Raw genomic sequence first — 19,344 nt, forward strand, 5'->3', positions numbered from 1 at the left:
GCGGGCCGCCGGCCCACCGGACGGGCGGCCCGGGGGCACCTCCCCGGCCACCGACCGGGCCGCCGGCCTCGTCAGGCCGCCGGGCCGAGCAGCCGGAGCCGGCCGTCCGGGGCGCGCACGGCCCGCCAGGCGGTCGCCACCAGCACCGAGTTCCCGCCCGGGTCGGACGGGTCGGGCACCAGCCATCCGGCCGAGCGCAGCGGGCTGTCGGCGACCACCCCCGCCAGCCAGGGCACCCCGACGTACAGCCGCCCCACGGCGGCGGGAACGAGGCCGTCGTCGAGCACCTGCCAGTCGCCGCCGGGCAGCGCCCCGGCGGGCGGGGCATCCGCGCCCGTCGGACCGAGGGCGAGCGGGTCGCCGCGCAGCAGCGGGCCCCATACGGCGGCCTCGACCGCGCCGGGCGCCACGGGAGCGTCGTCCGCCGGGTTCCCGTCGGTCGCCCCCGACCGGGCGGCCAGCACGAGGTGACGGTGGGCCAGCAGCAGGCCCCCGAGCGGGGTCACCCCGCTCAGCACGTACGCCGGGTCCTCCGCCCGCACCGGGCGGACCAGCGCCCGGCCTGAGCCGTGACGGCGTCGCCAGGGCAGCACGCGGACGCCGTGACGACGGGCCGATCCGGCCCACTCGGGTTCGGCGAGCACCAGGCCCAGCCCGACCCGCGCCGCGCCGCGCCCGTCCCCGGACGGCAGCGGCAGGTACGCGGCCCCGCTCTTGAGCGCGGCGAGCCGCCCGACGACGGCGTCCACCCCGCCGCGCAGCAGCAGTCCGACCGTGTCGCCGGGGCGCACCCCGTGCTCGGCGAGCAGCCGGGCCAGGTCGCCGGAGCGGCGGTCGAGGTCCCGGAAGCTCGTCCGGTGTCCCTCGTGGACGACGGCGGGGGCGTCCGGGGTGGCGGCCGCGACCGTGGCCAGCAGGCCGGGCAGGGTCTGCACCGTGGGGTCGGCGACGGCGACCTGCCCCGACGCCCCGGCCGGCAGCCGCACCGGGAGGTGCGCCGGTGGGTGGGCGGGCGGGCCGGTGGCGGGGACGCCCCGGGTCCGGCTGAGCTCACCGATCTGGGCCAGGCAGCGCAGCCGGCTGCCGATGAAGTGGGTGTCGGCCCAGCCGGCCGGCGTGGGGTGGGCGTGTGGCCACAACGCGTACCGCCCGGCCCGGTTGACGACGACGCGGAGGAAGTGTGGTGCCATGGCCGGCCTCCCCTTCCGTCGGCGGACCGGTCCGCCATATCCGGCACGGACCGGCTCCGGTGGATTGAGTGGGAAATGATACGTCGCGTCGGTTGCCTCCCGGTTACCCGCGACCGCCGCCCGGCGCACCGGGTCCGCCGTCGGGACGCCCGTAACCGGGGTCTAACCCGGCCTGCCTACCGTCCGCCGGAGACCGACAACCAGCGACGGGGGCGGGGCCGCACCGATCCGGGCGCGACGCCCGCCGACCCGAGACCGAGATCCGTCGACCACCTGAAGGAGGCGGCCGTGCCCGACACCGCTGCTTGGGAGCGACATCTGCAGGACGTCCCGCGGGCGGTCAACCTGCCCGCCGACCGGACCGCCGCCGCGCGCGACGCGGCGCCCGTCGTCCGGGAGGTGCCGGGCGGGCCGTACCCGGCCGCCGACCTCCTCGCCGGGGTCGGCGCGCTGCTGCACCGCTACGGCGGCGAGCCGCGCCTGCTCGTCGGCCGGTCCGTGGCCGCGACCGGGCGCCTGCTCGCCGTCCGGGTGACCGTCGAGGGTGGACAGACCGTCGCCGAGCTGCGCGCCGCCGCCGCCGGGGCCGTCCGGGCGGCCGTCGACCTCGGCGAGGTCACACCGGCCGAGCTGGCGCGGCTGCGCGGCGTGGACCCGGCCGGCGGGCAGCGGCCCTGCCACGCGGTGGTGGTCGACGGGCCGCCGGAGGCCGCCGACCCGGCCGCCGCCGAGCTGACCGTCACCAGCGCCGACGGGCGGACGTGCCTCGTCGCGGACCCGCGCTTCGCCCCCGGCACCGTCGCGCGCATCGCCGCGCACCTCGGCCGGCTGCTCACCGCCCTCGCCGGTGACCCGGACGCGCGCGTCGCCGAGCTGCCCCTGCTCGGCCCGGACGAGCGGTCGGCCATCCTCTACGGGTGGAACGACACCGCCCGGCAGTTCCCGCCGGAGCAGTTCCCCGAACTGGTCGCCCGCGTGGCCCGCGAGGCCCCCGGTCGTCCCGCCGTCGTGGCCGGCGATCGCATCCTCAGCTACGGCGACCTCGACGCCGACGCCAACCGGCTCGCGCAGCACCTGGCGGGCCTCGGCGTGGGCCGGGGCGACCGGGTCGGCGTCTGCCTGGAACGCTCCCCGGAGAGCATCCTCGCCCAACTCGCCGCGTTCCGGCTGGCCGCCACGGCGGTGCTGCTCGACCCCGAGTACCCGCAGGAGCGGCTGGAGTTCATGGTCGACGACTCGCGGGCCGCGGCCGTGCTGACCCGCGCCGGCCTGCGCGCCCGCCTCGGCGCGGCGGCCTGCCCCGTCGTGGAGGTCGAGGGCGACGCGTGGCGGGCCGCCCCCGCCGTCGACCCCGGCTGCCCGGTCGCCGACGAGGAGGTCTGCCACATCGCCTACACCTCCGGGTCCACGGGCAAGCCGAAGGCGGTGCTGCTGCGCCACGGCCCGCTGCGCAACACCGTGCACGTCCTGCGCGAGCAGTGCGGCCTCGCGCCGGGGCAGCGCGGCACCTGGCTCTGCTCGCCCGGCTTCGGCCTGGTGCAGGTGGACTGCTTCCCGATCCTGGCCGTCGGCGGCACCGTGCACATCCCGGAGCCGGCCGTCGCCGCGTCCCCGGAGCAGCTGCGGGACTGGCTGGTCGAGCAGCGCATCGAGCAGTCGCTGGTGCTCACCGCGATGGCCGAGCGGCTGTGGCGGCTCGACTGGCCCGCCGGCACCGCGCTGCGCTGGATGCGCATCGCCGGCGAGCGGGTGCGGTCCTGGCCCGACCCGGAGCTGCCGTTCCGGGTGCTCAACGTCTACGGCTCCGCCGAGGCCACCGTGGTGGGCACCTGCGACCTGTCCACCCTGGCCGCCGAGGCGCCCGACGGCCGCCCCGACCGGATGCCGCCGGTGGGCCGCCCGGTGGCCAACGTCCGGGCGTACGTGCTGGACGCGAACCGCCAGCCGGTGCCCCCGGGGGTGCTCGGCGAGCTGTACGTCTCCGGCGAGAGCCTGTCGCGCGGCTACCTCAACCGGCCGGAGGTCAACGGCGAAAAGTTCCTGCCCAACGAGCTGCCCGGCGACCCGTACCCCGTGCTGTACCGCAGCGGCGACGTCGCCCGGTACTGGCCCGACGGCACCGTGGAGATCGTCGGCCGCACCGACAACGAGGTGAAGATCCGCGGCTACCGGGTGCACCTCGGCGAGATCGAGAGCGTCCTGGCCGAGCAGCCGGGGGTGCGCCAGTGCGCGGTGCTGGCCCGCGAGGACACCCCGGGGGAGCGGCGGCTCGTCGCGTACGTCGAGCCGGACCGCGCCCGGCCGCCGGAGCTGACGGCGGTCCGGGCCGCGCTGCGGCGGCGGCTGCCGGGCTACATGGTGCCGGCGGCGTACGTCGTCGACGACCTGCCCACCACGGCCAACGGCAAGATCGACCGGGCGGTGCTGCCGCCCCCGCCGCGCACCCGCCCCGAGCTGGACACGCCGTACCGGGCGCCGGAGAACCCGGCGCAGGAGCGGGTGGCCCGGATCTGGGCCGAGGTGCTCGACCTCGACGACATCGGCGTCGACGACGACTTCTTCGAGCTGGGCGGCGACTCGCTGCGGGCGATGCGGCTGCTGGCCCGGCTGCGCGACGAGGCGCGGCTGCGGCTGAAGATGTCCGAGCTGTTCCGCGCGCCCACCGTGGCCGCCCTCGCCGAGCGGGCCGGCACCTCCCGGCGGGCCCCCGGGGTCGTGACGCACGACGCGGCGGGCCGCCACGCGCCGTTCGGCCTCGGCGCGGCCCAGGCCGGCCTGGCCGGCGCACCCGGCGTGCGGTACGTCGAGTGGCAGCGCGACTGGCTCGACGTGGACCGGTTCGTCGCCGCGTGGCAGCGGCTGGTCACGCAGCAGGACGCCCTGCGGCTGGTCCTCGCCGCCGACGGCACCCAGCGGGTCGCCGAGCGCGCGCCCGCCCCGCCGCCGGTGCGCGACCTGACCGACGCCGCCGACGCCGCCGACCGGCTCGACCGGGTCCGCGCCGAGCTGCTGGCCACGCCGTTCGACCTGGCCGAGGGGCCACCGTACCGGCTGCGGTTGACGCTGCTGCCCGACGACGTCGTCGCCGTCCACCTGGCCGTGCACCCGGCGGTCGCCGACGACCGCAGCCTCGACGAGGTGCTGCCCCGGCTGCTCGCCGCCGGCTACGAGGACCCGGACCTGCCCGCGCCCGCGCTGACCGTCCGGGACCTGCTGCGCGCCGAGCCCGCGCCGGCGGTGGCGCCCGCCGCGCCGGCGGGGCCCGTCGCCGCCGATCCGGTCCGGTGGCACCGCGCCGTCGGCGACGGCTGGTCCGCGCTGGCCGCCGCAGCCCGGCGGGCCGGCACCGGCCCCGAGGAGCTGCTCGGCGCGCTCGCCGTGGACGCGTACGCCGAGGCGACCGGGGCCCCGGCGGCCCTGGCCCCGGCCCCGGCCGGCGCGCCGGCGGCGGCCCGGGACGTCGTGGGCCCGCTGACCGCCGGCCCGACCGGCGGGGAGCCCGCCGTCGCCGTGCGCGTGCTGCGCGCCGACGACGACGGCGAGGACTGGCTGCCGGTACGCCGGGCGAACCTGCTGCCCGGCGTCGCGGCCGACCTGACCGCGCGGGTGACCGGCCCCCGGCTGGAGCTGGACTGGACCTGTCCGGGCGGCGAAGTGGCCCGGGCGACGCTCGACCGCGTCGACGCCGCCCTGCGCGCCCGGCTCGCCGAACCGGCCGTCGACCCGACCGCTCCCGCCACCGTCGCGGTGGGCGGCTGACCTCCACCGGTGGTAGCGGCGTCGGTCGCCGCCACCGGCTCAGGGCCCGCGCCGGCCGGCGCGGACCCCCGTCGAAGATTCAGCGAGGTGAACCATGACCGTGATCATCGTGCTCCGGGAGACGGCCACCGAAAGCGAACTGTCCCAGGTGCTCAACCTGGCCGACCGGATCGGCTCCGGCGTGCGCCGGCACAGCCCCCACCTGCTCTCCCTCACCGGCGACCTGGCGACGGTGGACCAGGCGGTCGCGCACCTGCCCCAGGTCCGGCACGTCGCCGGGGTGCCGGGGCAGTACCCGTGCGCGTCCGCCCAGGCCCGCATCGGGCTGCCCAGCAGCGTGCGGCTCGGCGACGCCACGGTCGGCCCTGGCGGGTTCACCGTCATCGCCGGCCCCTGCTCCGTGGAGAGCCGCGACCAGCTGCTGGAGGTGGCGCACGCCGTACGCGACTGCGGCGCGCACGCCCTGCGCGGCGGCGCGTTCAAGCCGCGCAGTTCCCCGTACGCCTTCCAGGGGCTGGGCCGGCGCGGCCTGGCCCTGCTGGCGGAGGCCCGCCGCGCCACCGGCCTGCCGGTCGTCTCCGAGGTCCTCGACGTCCGCGACCTCGACGCGATGCTGCCGGCGGTGGACATGCTCCAGGTGGGGGCGCGCAACATGCAGAACTACGCGCTGCTGCGGGAGCTGGGCCGGTTGCGGGTGCCGGTGCTGCTCAAGCGCGGCCTGGCCGCCACGATCGACGAGACGCTGATGGCCGCCGAGTACATCCTCGACGGCGGCAACCCCGACGTCGTCCTCTGCGAGCGCGGCATCCGCACCTTCGAGACGGGCTACCGCTTCACCCTCGACATCGCCGCCGTGCCGGTGTTCAAGGAACGCAGCCACCTGCCGGTGATCATCGACCCGAGCCACGCCGCCGGGGAGACCAGCCGGGTGCTGCCGCTGGCCCTGGCCGCCGCGGCCTGCGGCGCGGACGGGATCATCGTGGAGACCCACTGCGACCCCGCCGCGGCGCTCTGCGACGGCAAGCAGGCCCTGCCCACGCACCGCCTGCCGGAGCTCGTCGACGGGGTGCTCCAGGTGGCGCGCGCCGCCGGGCGGCTCACCGCCGACCGGCGGGCCGGCGAGGATCGGGAACTGGTGCTGGCGGGAGCGCCGGCCGGGCCGGTGGCGGCGGCCCGGGTCGTCCGGCGCTGACCGCCGGGCCTGAGCTGACCGGCCGGCCCCGGCCCGGTGCCACCCGGGGCGGCCCGGTCGGTCAGCTGGTCTCCTCGGCGGAGAGCAGCCGCGCGGCCACGGCCTTGCGGATGGCGTCCACCCGGGACACCGCGTCGAGCTTGGCGTAGATGTTGGTCAGGTGCCGCTTCACGGTGCCCTCGGTGATCCCGAGCCGATGGGCGATCTGCCCGTTGCTGTACGCCTGCGCGACCAGCCGCAGCACGTCCAGCTCCCGCTGCGACAGCAGCGGCGGCGTGCCCTCCTGGTGGCTCTCCAACTGGCCGATCGTCTCCCGGGACACCGACAGCAGCACGTTGTCCCGCCCCCGGCCGACGGAGTGCACGGCGGCGATCAGCTCCTCCCCGGCGATGTTCTTCACCAGGTAGGCGTACGCGCCCCGGGCCAGCAGGTCCTGCACGATGGCCGCGCTCTCGTGCATGGTGAGCACGATGACCCGGGTGTGCGGGAACTCCCGGCGCACCCGGTCGATGACGACCGGCGTGCCGGGGCCGGGCATCTCGACGTCGAGCAGCAGCACGTCCGGGTGCAGGTGGGCGACGAGCGCGAGGGCCTCGTCTGAGGTGGCCGCCTCGCCCACCACGGCGCAGCCCGGGTCGGTCTCCAGCAGCTCGCGCAGGCCGTCGCGGAACAGCATGTGGTCGTCGGCGACGACCACCCGGGTCTGCCCCGCGCCGTGGGTCATCGGGACTCCCCGGACAACGGCACGCAAATGGCGACCGTGGTGCCCCCGGCGGGGCCGGGGCAGATGGACAACGACCCCCCGACCAGCTCGACGCGCTCCCGCATGGACAGCAGGCCGCCGCCGGAGAGGTCCTGGGGGCTCGGCGTGAAGCCGCGGCCGTGGTCGCGGACGGCCGCCGTGAGCGCCGTGCCGCACACCTCGACCGAGACGTCCAGCCGGCCGCTGCCGGAGTGCAGCAGGGCGTTGCGGACCGCCTCGCGCAGCACGAGGTAGATCTCCTCGGCGATGGCCTGCGGGACGGTGCGGGTGTCGCCGGTGACGGTGCAGGTGATCGCGACGCTCGACGGGACGCTCGCCTTCAGGTAGCCGCGCAGCGCGTCCTCCAGCCCGGCCGGCCCCACCGAGTGCCGCAGCTCCTCGGACAGGGCCCGGGTCAGCGACAGCGCGTCCCGCATGGCGCGCCCGGCCTGGTCGAGCTTGCCCTCGGCCCGGTCCGACCGGCGTTTCTGGTAGATGCGGTGCAGGTCGAGGTGTTGCAGCCCCACGCCGATGGCGTGCGCCACCCGGTCGTGCAGCTCCCGGCCGATCCGGCGGCGCTCGGCCAGGTGCGAGGTGAACACCCGTTCCAGCAGGAAGCCCACGTAGGACAGGGCGCCCGTCTCGATCCGGGCCATGATCGTGCGGTGCAGCGTGGCGGCGATGTTGGCGGTGACCACGCCGTCGTCGGCGTCCCCGCGGGCGTACTCGCGGATCAGCGGGGGCAGGGCGGCCTCGAAGAGCAGGGTCGCGGCGCGCAGCGACTGGACGGGGTGGATGCCGCGCTGGGCGCGGTCGCGGCCGACACTGAGCGTGAACGGGGTCGCCACCGGCGTCATCTCGGCGGTGCCGCTGGCCCCGTACCGGTCGACGTCGTCGATGACCGCGTTGGCCTGGCACAGCGCCTGCCGGCGCGCCTCCGGGTCGGCGAAGATCGCGTTGCCGGTGGTCCGTAGTCGCTGCTCGTACGCGTCGAGGATCTCGGCCCGGACCGCGGGTGGCAGGCCGCGTCCGGTCGTGCCCGCATCTGTCCTCGTGTCCCCCACCGCACCTCTCAGCCCAGCGCCGGCTCATGGTCCGAGTTGACCCCCGCACACGTAGTGTCCCTGAGTGCCGACACAGGTCGCAACCGGACCGAGCAGCGCCAGGTGGGCCAGGTACTGGGTGGCCATGAACACCCGGTACGGGCGGCGCCGACGCGCCGGCGTGCCGTCCCCGACGGGCCCGCAGGTCAACCCGGTCAGCACCAGCGCCCCGGCCACGGTGAGCCAGGACGCGACCCGGACGGCCGGCCACGCGTCGTGGGCCGCGAGCAGGAAGGCGAGCGCGACGGTGAGCGCGACGGCCGCCACGGACCGGCGGGCCCACGTCACGCCCCGCGTGACGGGCAGGGTGCGCCGCCCGGCGAGCCGGTCGCCGGGCACGTCGGAGAGGTCCTTCGCGAGGGCCCCGACGGCCATCCACAGGGCCATCGCGACGCAGAAGACCCACAGGTGCGGCACCGGCCGGGCCCCGGCGCTGTCCGCCCCGGCCAGGTAGGTGAGCAGGCCGGCGATCACCACCGCGCCGGCGGTCCCGGCGACCCGGCGCTTCAACGGCGCCCGGCCCATCGAATACCACCAGCCGAGCGCGAGCTGCCCCGCGCCGAGCAGCACCAGGGTCGAGCCGACGGTCGCGGCCACCAGCAGGCCGGCCGCCGCCAGCCCGTACGCGGTCCGCAGGGCGACACCCCGGTCGAGCCGGCCCCGGGCGATCGGACGGCGGGAGCCGTTGGCCCGGTCCTCGGTGACGTCGGCGACGCCGTTGAGCAGGTAGACGCTCCAGGTCAGCAGCAGCCAGGCCAGCGCGCCCCGGCCGAGGGCGCCGTCGAGGTCCGCCCCGGACAACGCGCCGGCCGCCGCGCCCGCGGCGAACCGGAGCAGGAAGATCACCTGCACCACCGGCCGGGCCTCCACGAAGGACAGGCCGAGGGTCCGCCACCACCGGTCCGACGGCCGGGTCGCCGTCAGCGTGCTCATGGTCATCGTCACCAGCTCCCCTCGGTCGTCGTCGGACCGATCGTCCGGTGTGGACGACGGTGCGGTCGTCTGTCGCAGGTCACAGCGTCCGGGCGCGGTAGGTCGTAGTGCGACTGTCACCTTGGTCGTAGGGGAAGTACCCAGTTGCGAACGGTTCCCTTGTGGACTCAGGAGGTCCTTTTAGCGTCGGAGGTGTCGATGAAGGTTTCCGTCACCGCCTGAGAAGGGACACCCATGCTGCCGAACCCTCCCGCCGCCGTCACCGTTCGTTTCCTCGGTGACTTCGCGGTCACCGTCGACGGCGTGCCCGTCGAACGCTGGCGCGCCGGCAAGGCGCGCAACCTCTTCCAGTTCCTCGTGCTCAACCGGGGCCACGTGGTGCCCCGGGAGCGGCTCTACGAGGTGCTCTGGCCCGACAGCGACACGGACCGGTCGACCTCGCTGAAGGTGGCCGCCCACGCGCTGCGGCAGATCCTCGGCAGCTGCCCCGGCGGCACCGGGGTCGAGATCGTCTACCAGGACGTCGGATACCTGCTGCGGTGCGCCGAGATCTGCGTCGACACCGAGGAGTTCGAGGCGGCCGTCGACGCCGCCCGGGAGGCCGAGCGGACCGGCGACACCGGGGCGGCCCTGGCCGCCCACCACCGGGCGATCAGCCTCTACCAGGGCGACTTCCTCAACGGCGAGACCGCCGACTGGGTCGACGAACAGCGCCAGTGGACCCGGGCCATGGTGCTGCGGTCGCTGCACCACCTGCGCGCCGACGCCATGCTCCGCGACGATCCCCGCGCGGTGGTCACCTGGTGCCGGCGCATCCTGTCGGTCGACCCGTACCAGGAGGAGGCGTACCAGAACCTGCTGGTGGTGCACGGCATGCTCGGCGAGCTGGGTCAGGTCCGCAGCTGGTACGACCTGTGCGTGCAGCGGCTGCGCGACGGCCTCGACGTCGGCCCGACCGGGCGTACCCGGCAGATCCGTGACCTCGCCCTCACCGGGCGGCTGCGCGGGCGGCGGGCCTCGGCCCCTCGCCCGGCGTCGCCCCGCCGCCCCGCCGCCCGGGGCCTGCAGCCGCTGTCGCTGACCGCGTAACCACCGGCTAACGCCCACGGTCCATCGTCGGCGCACCGGCGCGTCGCGTGCCGGGGGAGATCCGGACGTCCCCGAGGAGAGCGAAGATGAGCGAGCAGACCATGACGACCGGGGCCGGCGCCCGGCAGCGGGTGCTGGTCACCGAGGAGCTGGCCGGGGAGGCGCTGCGCCTGCTGGCCGACGAGTTCGACGTACGTCAGGTCGACGGCGCCGACCGGGCGGCGCTGCTGGCGGCCCTGCCCGACGCCGACGCCGTCGTCATCCGCAGTGCCACCCGCGTCGACGCCGAGGCCCTCGACGCGGCGGCACGCCTGCGGGTGGTGGCCCGCGCCGGCGTCGGCGTGGACAACGTCGACGTGCCGGCGGCGACCGCCCGGGGCGTGCTGGTGGTCAACGCGCCCACCTCGAACGTCGTGTCCGCCGCCGAGCAGGCCGTCGCCCTGCTGCTCGCCGTGGCCCGGCACACCGCCACCGCCAGCGCCGCGCTCAAGCAGGGGCGCTGGCAGCGGTCCCGGTTCACGGGCGTGGAGATCGCCGGGAAGACCGTGGGCGTGATCGGCCTGGGCCGCGTCGGTGTGCTCTTCGCCCAGCGGATGGCCGCGTTCGGCACCCGGGTCGTCGCCTACGACCCGTACGCCACCTGCGAGCGGGCGGCCCGGGTCGGCGTCGCCCTCGTCGGCCTCGACCAGCTCCTGGCCACCAGCGACTTCATCTCCCTGCACCTGCCGCGCACCCCGCAGACCGTCGGGCTGATCGGCCGGGCGGAGCTGGCGCGGGTCAAGCCGGGGGTACGGATCGTCAACTGCGCCCGGGGCGGCCTGGTCGACGAGGAGGCGCTGGCCGAGGCGATCGCCGCCGGCCGAGTGGCCGGGGCCGGCGTCGACGTGTTCGCCACCGAGCCCTGCGTGGCCTCACCGCTGTTCGCCCTCGACGAGGTGGTGGTCACCCCGCACCTGGGCGCGTCCACCGCCGAAGCACAGGTCAAGGCGGGCGTCGCCGCCGCCGAGAGCGTCCGGGCGGCCCTGCGCGGCGACGACGTCCCCGACGCGGTCAACCGGCCCGGCCCGCGCCGCGCCGCCGTGCCGGCCTGAGCGGGCGGTCCGACCCGTCCCACGCCCACCGACACCGGCCGTCAGCCCGGCTCCGGCGGTGGCGGCAGCACCGCCAGGGCGAGCGTCAGGTCCAGCACGGTCTGCGGGTCGAGCAGCCGGTCGCCGTACAGCTCCCGCACCTGCGCCATCCGGTAGCGCACCGTCTGCGGGTGCACGAACAGGGCCGCCGCCACGTCGTCGCGGCGGCCCTGGTGCAGCAGCCAGGCCCGCAGCGTCTCGGCGAGCCGGTGGGCGGTGGCCGACGGCAGCGCGGCGAAGGGCTCCAGCACCTGCGCCCGCAGGTCGGCCAGGGCCTCCGGGTCCGTGCTGAGCAGCAGCCGCGCCAGGTGCCGCTCGGTGTCCAGGGGCGCGTCGGCGTCGTCGCGGGGCAGCCCGAGCAGCAGCGCGCGGGTGGCCCGCTCGTACGACCCGGCCACCCGGTGCCACGGCCGGGCCGGCCCCAGCACCGCCCGGTGGCCGCGCAGCACCCGGGCCAGCTGCCGCCGCCGGCCGCCGTGGACGTCGGGCACCAGCAGCACGGCCAGCTCCTCGGCCGGCTCCGGCCCCGGCATGTCCTCCCCGCTCTCCAGCGTGTGCGGGCTCAGCGCGGTCAGCACCGTGCGCAGGCCGCTGCGGGGCAGCAGCACGACGGTCAGCGTCTGCGGCGGGGGCCAGTCCGCCCGGGCGGCGCTGCGGCGCAGCACGTCCTCGGCCTCGCCGGCCAGCAGCTGCTGGGTGAGCCGCTCCAGGTACCGCTGCCGCGCCCGGCCCACGCTGGCCAGCTCGTCGGCGTGCCCCGCCACGCTGGCGGCGGAGAGCTCGTCGATGTAGGCGAACATCAGCTCGGCGAACTCGGCGACGGTCGTCGCCGCGAGCCCGGCGCGCACGGTGGTGGTGGAGACCTCCCGCCAGGCCACCCGCGCCCCCACCCGGTACGCCGCCAGCAGCGCGTCCATGCTGCGGCCGGAGCGGGCCTCCCCGCTGCCCAGGGCGTACGCCGCCTCCAGCGCGGGGGCCAGCGGGGTGCTCGGGTCGGCCGCAGCATGGGGACGCCCGACGAGCTGGAGGAAGGTGCCCAACGCGATGCGTACCGCGTTTTCGATCTTGGCCCGCATCTGCCCGGTGAGGGTGCCCGAGTAGGCCGGCACCTCGGCCGTGATCGCGGTGACCGTGCGCTCGGCGACCGCCGGCAGCACCCCGAGCAACCGGGCGGCCATCGGCGCGTCCAGTTCGAGGTGGGCCGCGCGGTGGCCGGTCCCGGACTCTTCCGACATGTTGTTCTCCCGGAACAAAACCGTGCGGGTCTTTCATCTTTCTTGGCCAAGATGTTATGCGATCGTGTCCGTCACCCTGGTCCTATGACCACCACCGTCCCGCGCCCGTCCGGCCGCCGCACCGTCCGGGACAGGCTGTTCCGGCTCGCCGAGACGGTCACCACCCCGCTGCTGCCCGACGACTACCTCGACATGGTCGCCCCGCTGCGCTCCGGCGCCGCCCTGCGCGGGCGGATCCTCGACGTCCGGCCGGAGACCCGGGACGCCGCGACGGTGACCATCCGGCCCGGCCGGGGCTGGCGGGGGCACACCCCCGGGCAGTACGTCCGCCTCGGCGTGGACGTCGACGGGGTCCGCCAGTGGCGGGCCTACTCCCTCACCTCCGCCCCCGGCCGCCGCGACGGGCTGATCTCGGTCACCGTGAAGGCGATCCCGGACGGCCGGGTCAGCAACCACCTGGTCCGCCGGGTCCGGCCCGGCACCCTGGTCCAGCTCGACCAGGCCCAGGGCGACTTCGTCGCGCCCGCGACCGCGCCGCGGAAGGTCCTCTTCCTCACCGCCGGCAGCGGCATCACCCCCGTCATGGGGATGCTGCGCGCCGGCGTGCCCGCCTCGGCGGACGTCGTGCTGGTGCACTCCGCGCCGACTCCCGACGACGTGATCTTCGCCGCCGAGCTGCGCGGCCTCGCCGCCCGGGGCGCGATCCGCCTCGTCGAGCGGCACACCGACACCGACGGCGTGCTCGGCGTGGCCGAGCTGGCCGACCTGGTGCCCGACCACCTCGACCGGCAGACCTGGGCGTGCGGCCCGGTCGGCCTGCTCGACGCGGTCGAGGCCCACTGGGCCGCCCACGGGGCGGCCGACCGGCTGCACACCGAGCGGTTCCGGCCCACGGTGATCTCCCCGGGCACGGGCGGCGACGTCACCTTCACCCGCGCCGGGGTCACCGTCGCCGCCGACGGTGGCACCGCCCTGCTGGACGCGGGGGAGGACGCGGGGGTGCTCATGCCGTCCGGGTGCCGGATGGGCATCTGCTTCGGCTGCGTGGTGCCGCTGCGCCAGGGCGCGGTCCGGGACCTGCGCACCGGGGAGATCACCACCGCCGTCCCCGGCGACGGCGTGCTCATCCAGACCTGCGTGTCGGCGGCGGCCGGTACCTGCGACATCGACCTCTGACAGGAGAACCGGACGTGACCGCGATCCAGAAGAAGGCCCACAACCCGATCGCCCACCTCACCGCCGCCGACATCGAGGAGCTGGGCCGGGAGCTCGACGCCATCCGCGACCGGGTGCTCGCCAGCCGCGGCGAGGCCGACGCCGCCTACATCCGCAAGGTGATCACCACCCAGCGCCGGCTGGAGCTGGGCAGCCGGGCCGTGCTGCTGTTCTCGCTGTTCCCGCCGGCCTGGGTGGTCGGCACCCTCGGCCTCGCCGTGGCCAAGATCCTGGAGAACATGGAGATCGGCCACAACGTCCTGCACGGCCAGTACGACTTCATGCGCGACCCGAAGATCCACTCGACGACCTGGGAGTGGGACCACGTCTCCCCGGCCGAGCAGTGGAAGCACTCGCACAACCAGCTGCACCACACGTACACCAACGTGCTCGGCAAGGACAACGACCTCGGGTACGGCATCATGCGCGTCGATGAGGACCAGCCGTGGCACCCGGTCCACCTCGGCCAGCCGCTGTGGAACCTGGTCAACGCCTGCTTCTTCGAGTACGGCATCGCCGCGTACGACCTGGAGCTGGGCCGCAACCTGCGCAAGGGCCGGCACAAGGCCCCCGAGTTCCGGGCCCGCGCCCGCGCGGTCGGCCGCAAGATCCGCCGCCAGTTCCTCAAGGACTACGTCATCCACCCGCTGCTGTCGGGGCCGTCGTTCCTCAGCACCCTCGCGGCCACCTTCACCGCCAACCTGATCCGCAACCTGTGGAGCCACTCGGTGATCATGTGCGGGCACTTCCCGGAGGGGGTGGAGACCTTCGAGAAGACCTCCATCGAGGGGGAGACCCGGGGCGAGTGGTACCTGCGGCAGATGCTCGGCTCGGCCAACATCAGCGGCAGCCGGCTGCTGCACATCATGACCGGCAACCTGTCGTTCCAGATCGAGCACCACCTCTTCCCGGACCTGCCGAGCTGCCGCTACTCCGAGGTCGCGCCCGAGGTGCGGGCGCTGTTCGCCAGGTACGGGCTGACGTACACCACCGGGGCGCTGCCGAAGCAGGTCGCCTCCGCGTGGTGGAAGGTCATCCGGCTCTCCCTGCCCAACCGCGCCACCGAGCCCCCCGCCGCCGTCTCCGCCCCGTCGGCCGCCGAGCCGCAGGAGCGGACGGAAGCCCTGGCGACCTCTTCGGCCTGACCGGGGGCGTCCGGAAGCCCCGGAGAGCGCTGCCGTGCTCGCCCGCAGCGGGTTCAGCGCCGCGCCGAGTGTCGGTGCTGCACCGCCTGCCGGCCCTTGACGAACGCGAACACGATGACCGCGAGCAGCGCGATCACCCCGATGATCACCAGCCAGCGGACCGCCTCGAGCAGCAGCCCCAGCAGGATGAGCGCGCCGGCGACGACGCCGACGACCCAGAGCATGGCGCGCATGTCCACCTCCCGTTGGCCGGACGGTCCCGCCGACCGGGGCGTCCGCCGGACACGCCTTTCCCGGTTCGGCCGCCGCCATGCCCGCCGCCGCCATGCCCGTGGGCCGGGCCGAGTTCGTCGGCCCGGCGTCGCTGGCCGGTGTCGGCGGCTACCGGCGGGCGACGTAGACGGTGTTGGCCGACTCCCGGCCCTGCAACGGGTTGGGGAAGCGGACTACGTGGGCCAGGGAGGTCGGGAACACCCCGGTCAGCACCTGCTGGAAGTCCCGGTCCGGAGGGTCGTTGGACCAGAGCGCGAACACCCCGTCCGGGTGCAGCAGGCCGGCGAGGCGGCGCAGGCCCTCGTCGGTGTAGAACGGGGCGTGGCTCGGGTGCAGCACGTGCCGGGGCGAGTGGTCCACGTCGAGCAGGATCGCGTCGAACCGGCGGCCGGGGGAGTCCGGGTCGAAGCCCGCCCCGTCGGCCACGGCCGCGAAGAAGTCCGCCTGGACGAACCGGGTGCGCGGGTCGTCGGCCAGGCCCGCCGCGAACGGCAGCAGGCCCTGCCGGTGCCAGCCGATGACATCCTCGATCGCCTCCACCACCAGCAGCGAGGCCACCCGGGGGTCCTCCAGGGCGGTGCGGGCCGTGTAGCCGAGGCCGAGTCCGCCGACCACGACGTCGAGCGCCGTGCCGCGCAGCGGGGCCAGCCCGAGCCGGGCCAGCTCGATCTCCGCGACGGGGAAGAGGCTGGACATCAGGAACTCGTCGTCGAGCTTGACCTCGTAGACCTCGCGGTCCAGTGCGGGGTCGTGCCGACGGCGCAGGCTGATCTCGCCGATCGGGGTCTCCCGCCAGGCCAGTTCCTCGAATCGCACGCCCACGCGGGTCCTCACTTCGGCCGGGTCCGAGCGGATGTTACCGCCCGCGCGGGCCCGGCCGCCGCAACAACCGCCATCCGGTACGGGCGCGCCGCGCCCGCGTCCGGCTGCCGGGGACCGGTCAGGACCCGGCGCGCAGCCGGGCGTCGAGCGCGTCGAGGTCGGGCAGGAACCACACGTGGTCGGCCCGGTTGGACTCGTGCACCAGGGCGCGCAGCGCCGGGCTGGCCGCCAGGTGCCCGGAGATGTCGCCGACGACGGCCAGGCGCAGCCGGTAGTTGACGAACTTCTGCATCACGTCGCCGGCGAACCGGGTGCCGAGCGAGAAGAACCCCTCGGCCAGCCGGTCCACGGGCACGGCCACCACCTGCGCGCCGAGGAAGGCCGCGCCGATCAGGTCCAGCGCGTCCTGCTCGGTGGCCACCACGGGGCCGACCGCGTCGCACACCAGCACCGGCACCCCGGCCAGCTCCCGCACCTCGTCAGGCATCTTTCGTCTCCCCGTCCTGGCGGCCGAGCAGGCCGCCGTCGGCGTCGAGCACAGCGTCGATCATGCGCAGCAGGTCGGCCGTGGCGGCGGTGCCGCCCAGGATCACGACCTTCATCCGGTTCCGTTCCTCGTCGTGGACGGTCTGCACCCGCAGCGGGTGCGCGAGGTCGTACCCGCTGTTCGCCCCGGCCAGGACGAACGTGCCGAGCCGGTCGGCCGTGGCCCGGTCGACGCCGTCGACCTGCACGATGCTCGACACCTCCACCGAGGTGCTCCGCGCCGGCGGCGTCGGCGGGTGGCCGGTGAGCGCGTCGAGGTCGGCGCGGGCGATCCGGTACTGCTTGCCGATCCGGGTGGCCCGGAGCCGGCCGGCACGGATGTAACCGCGCACGGTGCGCACGTGCAGGCCGAGGAGGTCGGCCACCTGCTCGACCGAGTACATTTCTTCCCTCATCGCTCCCTACCGTACCCCAAAAGGGTGTTGATAGGGAATGTTGGGTCGTAACCGGGGGCGGTTTCGCTCACAGGGCTGTCACGCGACGGCAACCTCTGCCGCCGTCGGGCCCCTAGCCTTGATCCATGTCGACGCGGATCGTCTTCGAGACCCATTCGTGGAGTGAGGACAACGACCGGGGAGTGGCGACCGGCTGGCTGCCGGGGCGGCTGTCCGCGCGCGGCCGGGCGTTGGCCGCCGAGCTCGGTGACCGCAGGCGCCACGACGGCCTCGCGGCCGTCTTCACCTCGGACCTGCGCCGGGCGGTGGAGACCGCCGAGGTGGCCTTCGGCGGCACCGGCATCCCGGTCCTGCACGACTGGCGGCTGCGCGAGTGCGACTACGGCGACCGCAACGGCACCTCCGCCGCGGAGCTGCACCAGGGCCGGGCCCGCCACCTCGACTCGCCCTATCCGGGTGGCGAGAGCTGGCGGCAGGCCGTGCTGCGGGCCGGGCGCTTCCTCGACGACGTCCCGCTGCGGTGGTCCGGGCGTCGGATCCTGGTGATCGGGCACGTCGCCACCCGGTGGGCGCTGGACCACCTGCTCGACGGCGTCCCGCTGGAGGAGTTGATCACCGCGGACTTCGCCTGGCGCGAGGGCTGGGAGTATGACACCGACGCCCGCCACCCCGCCCGCGCCTGACCCTGCGCCCACGGGTGACCCGCCGGGCGCGAGGGCTCAGGAGAGCGCCAGGAAGAGCTTCTCCAGCTCCTCCTCGGTCATCTCCGGGTCCTCGCCCCGGTCGCGGGCGGCGTTGCAGTGCCGCATCCCGGACGCGATCAGCTTGTAGCCGGCCCGGTCGAGGGCCTTGGAGACCGCGGCGAGCTGGGTCAGCGTCGCCCGGCAGTCCTCCCCCGACTCGATCATGTCGATCACGGCGTTGAGCTGGCCCCGGGCCCGCTTCAGGCGGGTCAGGGCGTCGGCGGTCATCTCCGGTCGCAGCTTCACCTCGCGTCACCTCCGGAGAGAAGGGTACCCCGGGGGGTACGAAGCGGCCACCGTTTCGCGGCCCGCCCGGGCATCTTCCCGGGAGCCCCGCCCCCGGTGGCGGAGGGTCTCCGGGGTGTCGACGCAGCGTCTATCCTGTGCCCCGACCGACCCGTCGGAGGGGACCGCATGCCGTCGCGGCAGGACCAGCTTCACTCGTACCAGTTCACCGTGCAGCGGGCGGTCGCCGCCCTGGTGATGCGGGAGACCGACCCCGCACGGTCGCCGTTTCGGCGGCTGGCCGGGGCCGGGCTGGCCAGTGTCCTGGTCGCCGCGATCGCCCTCGGCGGCTTCGCCCTCTACGGGCTGTTCGCCGGCGGCGGCACCAAGTGGCGCGACGCCGGCGCGGTGATCGTGGAGAAGGAGTCCGGCGCCCGGTTCGTCTACCGCGAGCAGAAGCTGCACCCGGTGCTCAACTACGCCTCCGCCCTGCTGATCATCGGCGCCGAGCGGGCGAAGACCGTGCTGGTCTCCCGCCGCTCGATCGAGGGCGTGCCGCGCGGGCTGCCGCTGGGCATCCCCGACGCCCCCGACTCGCTGCCCGACCGGGCCCGGCTGTCCACCGCCGGGTGGACGGTCTGCTCGGCCGCCGGGGCCGAGCGCGCCGCCGCCGGGGCGGAACCCGCCGCCCCCCGGTCGGTCGTGCTGATCGGCACGGCGGCCACCGGCGGCCGGGCCCTGGGCGACGACGCGATCCTGCTGCAACACCCGGACGGCGGGTTGCACCTGGTCTGGCGCGCCCGCCGCTACCTGCTGCGCGACACCGGGCGGGTGCTCGCCGCGCTCGCCGCCACCCGGCAGCGGGCGGTGCCGGCCGCGCCCGCCCTGATCAACAGCATCCCGGCCGGGGCCGACCTCGCCCCGCTCGACCTGCCCGGCCTCGGCCAACCGTCGCCCCGGGTGACCGGCGCGACGGTCGGCGACGTCTTCCTCGTCCGCAACTCCGGCGGCGGCCGCCAGTACGCCGTCGCCCTCACCGGCGGCCTGGCCGGCGTCACCGAGTTGCAGGCCACCCTGCTGCTGGCCCGCACCGGCCAGGGGGAGCCGGAGGCGATGACCCTCGGCCGGTTCGCCGCCCTGCCCAAGCTGCCGGACCTGGTGCCGACCGGGCCGGCCGCCCCGCCGCCGACCCCGCCCCGGCTCGCCGCGGCGGACCCGGGGGCGCTCTGCGTCCGCGTCGGCGACGACGCGGGAGCGGGCGACGTGCGGCTGGGCGCGACCCTGCCCGACCTGGCGGACAGCCCGCAGGCGACGGGCGGGACGGCGGTCGCCGACCACGTCGTGGTCGAACCCGGGCACGGCGCCGTGGTGGAGTCGGTCGCCGCACCGGGTGCCACCGGCGGCGCGCTGAGCGTGGTCACCGATCTCGGCCGCCGGTACGTGCTGGCCGACCCCACCGTGCTCGGCATGCTCGGCTACCGCGACGTGCGCCCCGTCCGGCTGCCCGCCGGCCTGGTGAGTCTCGTGCCGGCCGGCAGCCCGCTCGACCCGGCGGCGGCCCGCTCGGCCGGCGAGTAAGGAAGGGCCCCCTGTTGACGCCTACGGTG

17 protein-coding genes and 1 pseudogene are annotated in these 19,344 nt (G+C 75.8%); 8 read left to right on the forward strand and 10 right to left on the reverse strand.

Annotation, left to right across the window (positions count from 1 at the left end; translation table 11 throughout):
- Positions 1 to 71: 71 nt before the first annotated feature.
- Positions 72 to 1,190 carry an AMP-binding protein gene (locus LPU61_RS31645; protein ID WP_305071980.1) on the reverse strand — a complete coding sequence of 373 codons (1,119 nt, stop codon included), beginning with the start codon at positions 1,188 to 1,190 and terminating at the stop codon, positions 72 to 74.
- 288 nt (positions 1,191 to 1,478) lie between these two features.
- Here LPU61_RS31645 and LPU61_RS22615 point away from each other — a divergent pair, with 288 nt between their 5' ends.
- Both LPU61_RS22615 and aroF read left to right on the forward strand, forming a co-directional pair.
- Positions 1,479 to 4,949: a non-ribosomal peptide synthetase gene (locus LPU61_RS22615; RefSeq protein ID WP_229406033.1), complete on the forward strand. Its 3,471-nt coding sequence runs from the start codon at positions 1,479 to 1,481 to the stop codon at positions 4,947 to 4,949.
- 94 nt (positions 4,950 to 5,043) lie between these two features.
- Positions 5,044 to 6,141 (forward strand): 3-deoxy-7-phosphoheptulonate synthase, encoded by a 1,098-nt coding sequence (aroF, locus tag LPU61_RS22620; RefSeq protein ID WP_229406034.1) that lies wholly within the window; start codon positions 5,044 to 5,046, stop codon positions 6,139 to 6,141.
- A 61-nt stretch (positions 6,142 to 6,202) separates the two neighbouring features.
- Here aroF and LPU61_RS22625 read toward each other — a convergent pair whose 3' ends face one another.
- Genes LPU61_RS22625 through LPU61_RS22635 form a run of 3 tightly spaced genes read right to left on the reverse strand, consistent with a single transcriptional unit; the run spans position 6,203 to position 8,925 of the window.
- Entirely contained in the window at positions 6,203 to 6,865 is a 663-nt protein-coding gene (locus LPU61_RS22625) for a response regulator transcription factor (RefSeq protein WP_043968554.1), read from the reverse strand.
- A complete protein-coding gene (locus tag LPU61_RS22630) occupies positions 6,862 to 7,947 on the reverse strand; it encodes a sensor histidine kinase (RefSeq protein WP_229406035.1) in 1,086 nt (361 codons plus the stop codon). The genes LPU61_RS22625 and LPU61_RS22630 overlap by 4 nt, the downstream gene beginning before the upstream one ends.
- Positions 7,948 to 7,971: 24 nt before the next feature.
- Entirely contained in the window at positions 7,972 to 8,925 is a 954-nt protein-coding gene (locus LPU61_RS22635; RefSeq protein ID WP_229406036.1) for a UbiA family prenyltransferase, read from the reverse strand.
- Positions 8,926 to 9,153: 228 nt separating this feature from the next.
- On the opposite strand from LPU61_RS22635, the gene LPU61_RS22640 reads away from it, so the two are divergent.
- Positions 9,154 to 10,008, forward strand: a complete 855-nt coding sequence (locus LPU61_RS22640) for a BTAD domain-containing putative transcriptional regulator (protein WP_229406037.1) — start codon at positions 9,154 to 9,156, stop codon at positions 10,006 to 10,008.
- Positions 10,009 to 10,109: 101 nt separating this feature from the next.
- A pseudogene (locus tag LPU61_RS22645) lies at positions 10,110 to 11,063 on the forward strand (hydroxyacid dehydrogenase); the annotation flags it as partial.
- Positions 11,064 to 11,140: 77 nt separating this feature from the next.
- Here LPU61_RS22645 and LPU61_RS22650 read toward each other — a convergent pair.
- The gene (locus LPU61_RS22650) at positions 11,141 to 12,373 is read right to left on the reverse strand and encodes a CdaR family transcriptional regulator (protein ID WP_043968557.1); all 1,233 of its coding nucleotides are present in this window, start codon (positions 12,371 to 12,373) and stop codon (positions 11,141 to 11,143) included.
- Positions 12,374 to 12,457: 84 nt separating this feature from the next.
- Between LPU61_RS22650 and LPU61_RS22655 the strand changes: the two genes are divergently transcribed.
- Positions 12,458 to 13,549, forward strand: a complete 1,092-nt coding sequence (locus LPU61_RS22655; protein ID WP_043968561.1) for a ferredoxin reductase — start codon at positions 12,458 to 12,460, stop codon at positions 13,547 to 13,549.
- Between the two features lie 14 nt (positions 13,550 to 13,563).
- Positions 13,564 to 14,733: an acyl-CoA desaturase gene (locus LPU61_RS22660; protein WP_043968562.1), complete on the forward strand. Its 1,170-nt coding sequence runs from the start codon at positions 13,564 to 13,566 to the stop codon at positions 14,731 to 14,733.
- Positions 14,734 to 14,786: 53 nt separating this feature from the next.
- On the opposite strand, the gene LPU61_RS22665 is transcribed toward LPU61_RS22660, so the two are convergent.
- The 4 genes from LPU61_RS22665 to LPU61_RS22680 form a co-directional block, all read right to left on the reverse strand.
- A complete protein-coding gene (locus LPU61_RS22665) occupies positions 14,787 to 14,966 on the reverse strand; it encodes a hypothetical protein (RefSeq protein ID WP_043969511.1) in 180 nt (59 codons plus the stop codon).
- 148 nt (positions 14,967 to 15,114) lie between these two features.
- The gene (locus LPU61_RS22670; RefSeq protein WP_229406038.1) at positions 15,115 to 15,822 is read right to left on the reverse strand and encodes a spermidine synthase; all 708 of its coding nucleotides are present in this window, start codon (positions 15,820 to 15,822) and stop codon (positions 15,115 to 15,117) included.
- A gap of 124 nt (positions 15,823 to 15,946) precedes the next feature.
- Positions 15,947 to 16,315: a DUF4180 domain-containing protein gene (locus LPU61_RS22675; protein ID WP_043968564.1), complete on the reverse strand. Its 369-nt coding sequence runs from the start codon at positions 16,313 to 16,315 to the stop codon at positions 15,947 to 15,949.
- Positions 16,308 to 16,769 (reverse strand): helix-turn-helix domain-containing protein, encoded by a 462-nt coding sequence (locus LPU61_RS22680; protein WP_229406039.1) that lies wholly within the window; start codon positions 16,767 to 16,769, stop codon positions 16,308 to 16,310. Before LPU61_RS22680 ends, LPU61_RS22675 begins: the two co-directional genes overlap by 8 nt.
- Before the next feature lie 125 nt (positions 16,770 to 16,894).
- Here LPU61_RS22680 and LPU61_RS22685 point away from each other — a divergent pair, with 125 nt between their 5' ends.
- A complete protein-coding gene (locus tag LPU61_RS22685; protein ID WP_229406040.1) occupies positions 16,895 to 17,452 on the forward strand; it encodes a histidine phosphatase family protein in 558 nt (185 codons plus the stop codon).
- A gap of 36 nt (positions 17,453 to 17,488) precedes the next feature.
- Here the strand turns inward: LPU61_RS22685 and LPU61_RS22690 are convergent, their stop codons facing one another.
- The gene (locus LPU61_RS22690) at positions 17,489 to 17,758 is read right to left on the reverse strand and encodes a metal-sensitive transcriptional regulator (protein WP_043968569.1); all 270 of its coding nucleotides are present in this window, start codon (positions 17,756 to 17,758) and stop codon (positions 17,489 to 17,491) included.
- A gap of 168 nt (positions 17,759 to 17,926) precedes the next feature.
- On the opposite strand from LPU61_RS22690, the gene eccB reads away from it, so the two are divergent.
- On the forward strand, positions 17,927 to 19,315 hold the full coding sequence (gene eccB / locus LPU61_RS22695) for a type VII secretion protein EccB (RefSeq protein WP_043968572.1): 1,389 nt from the start codon (positions 17,927 to 17,929) through the stop codon (positions 19,313 to 19,315).
- Positions 19,316 to 19,344: the final 29 nt, after the last annotated feature.

Origin of the sequence: Micromonospora sp. NBRC 110038 (genome assembly GCF_020884815.1) — a bacterium.
Classification (GTDB): domain Bacteria; phylum Actinomycetota; class Actinomycetes; order Mycobacteriales; family Micromonosporaceae; genus Micromonospora; species Micromonospora haikouensis.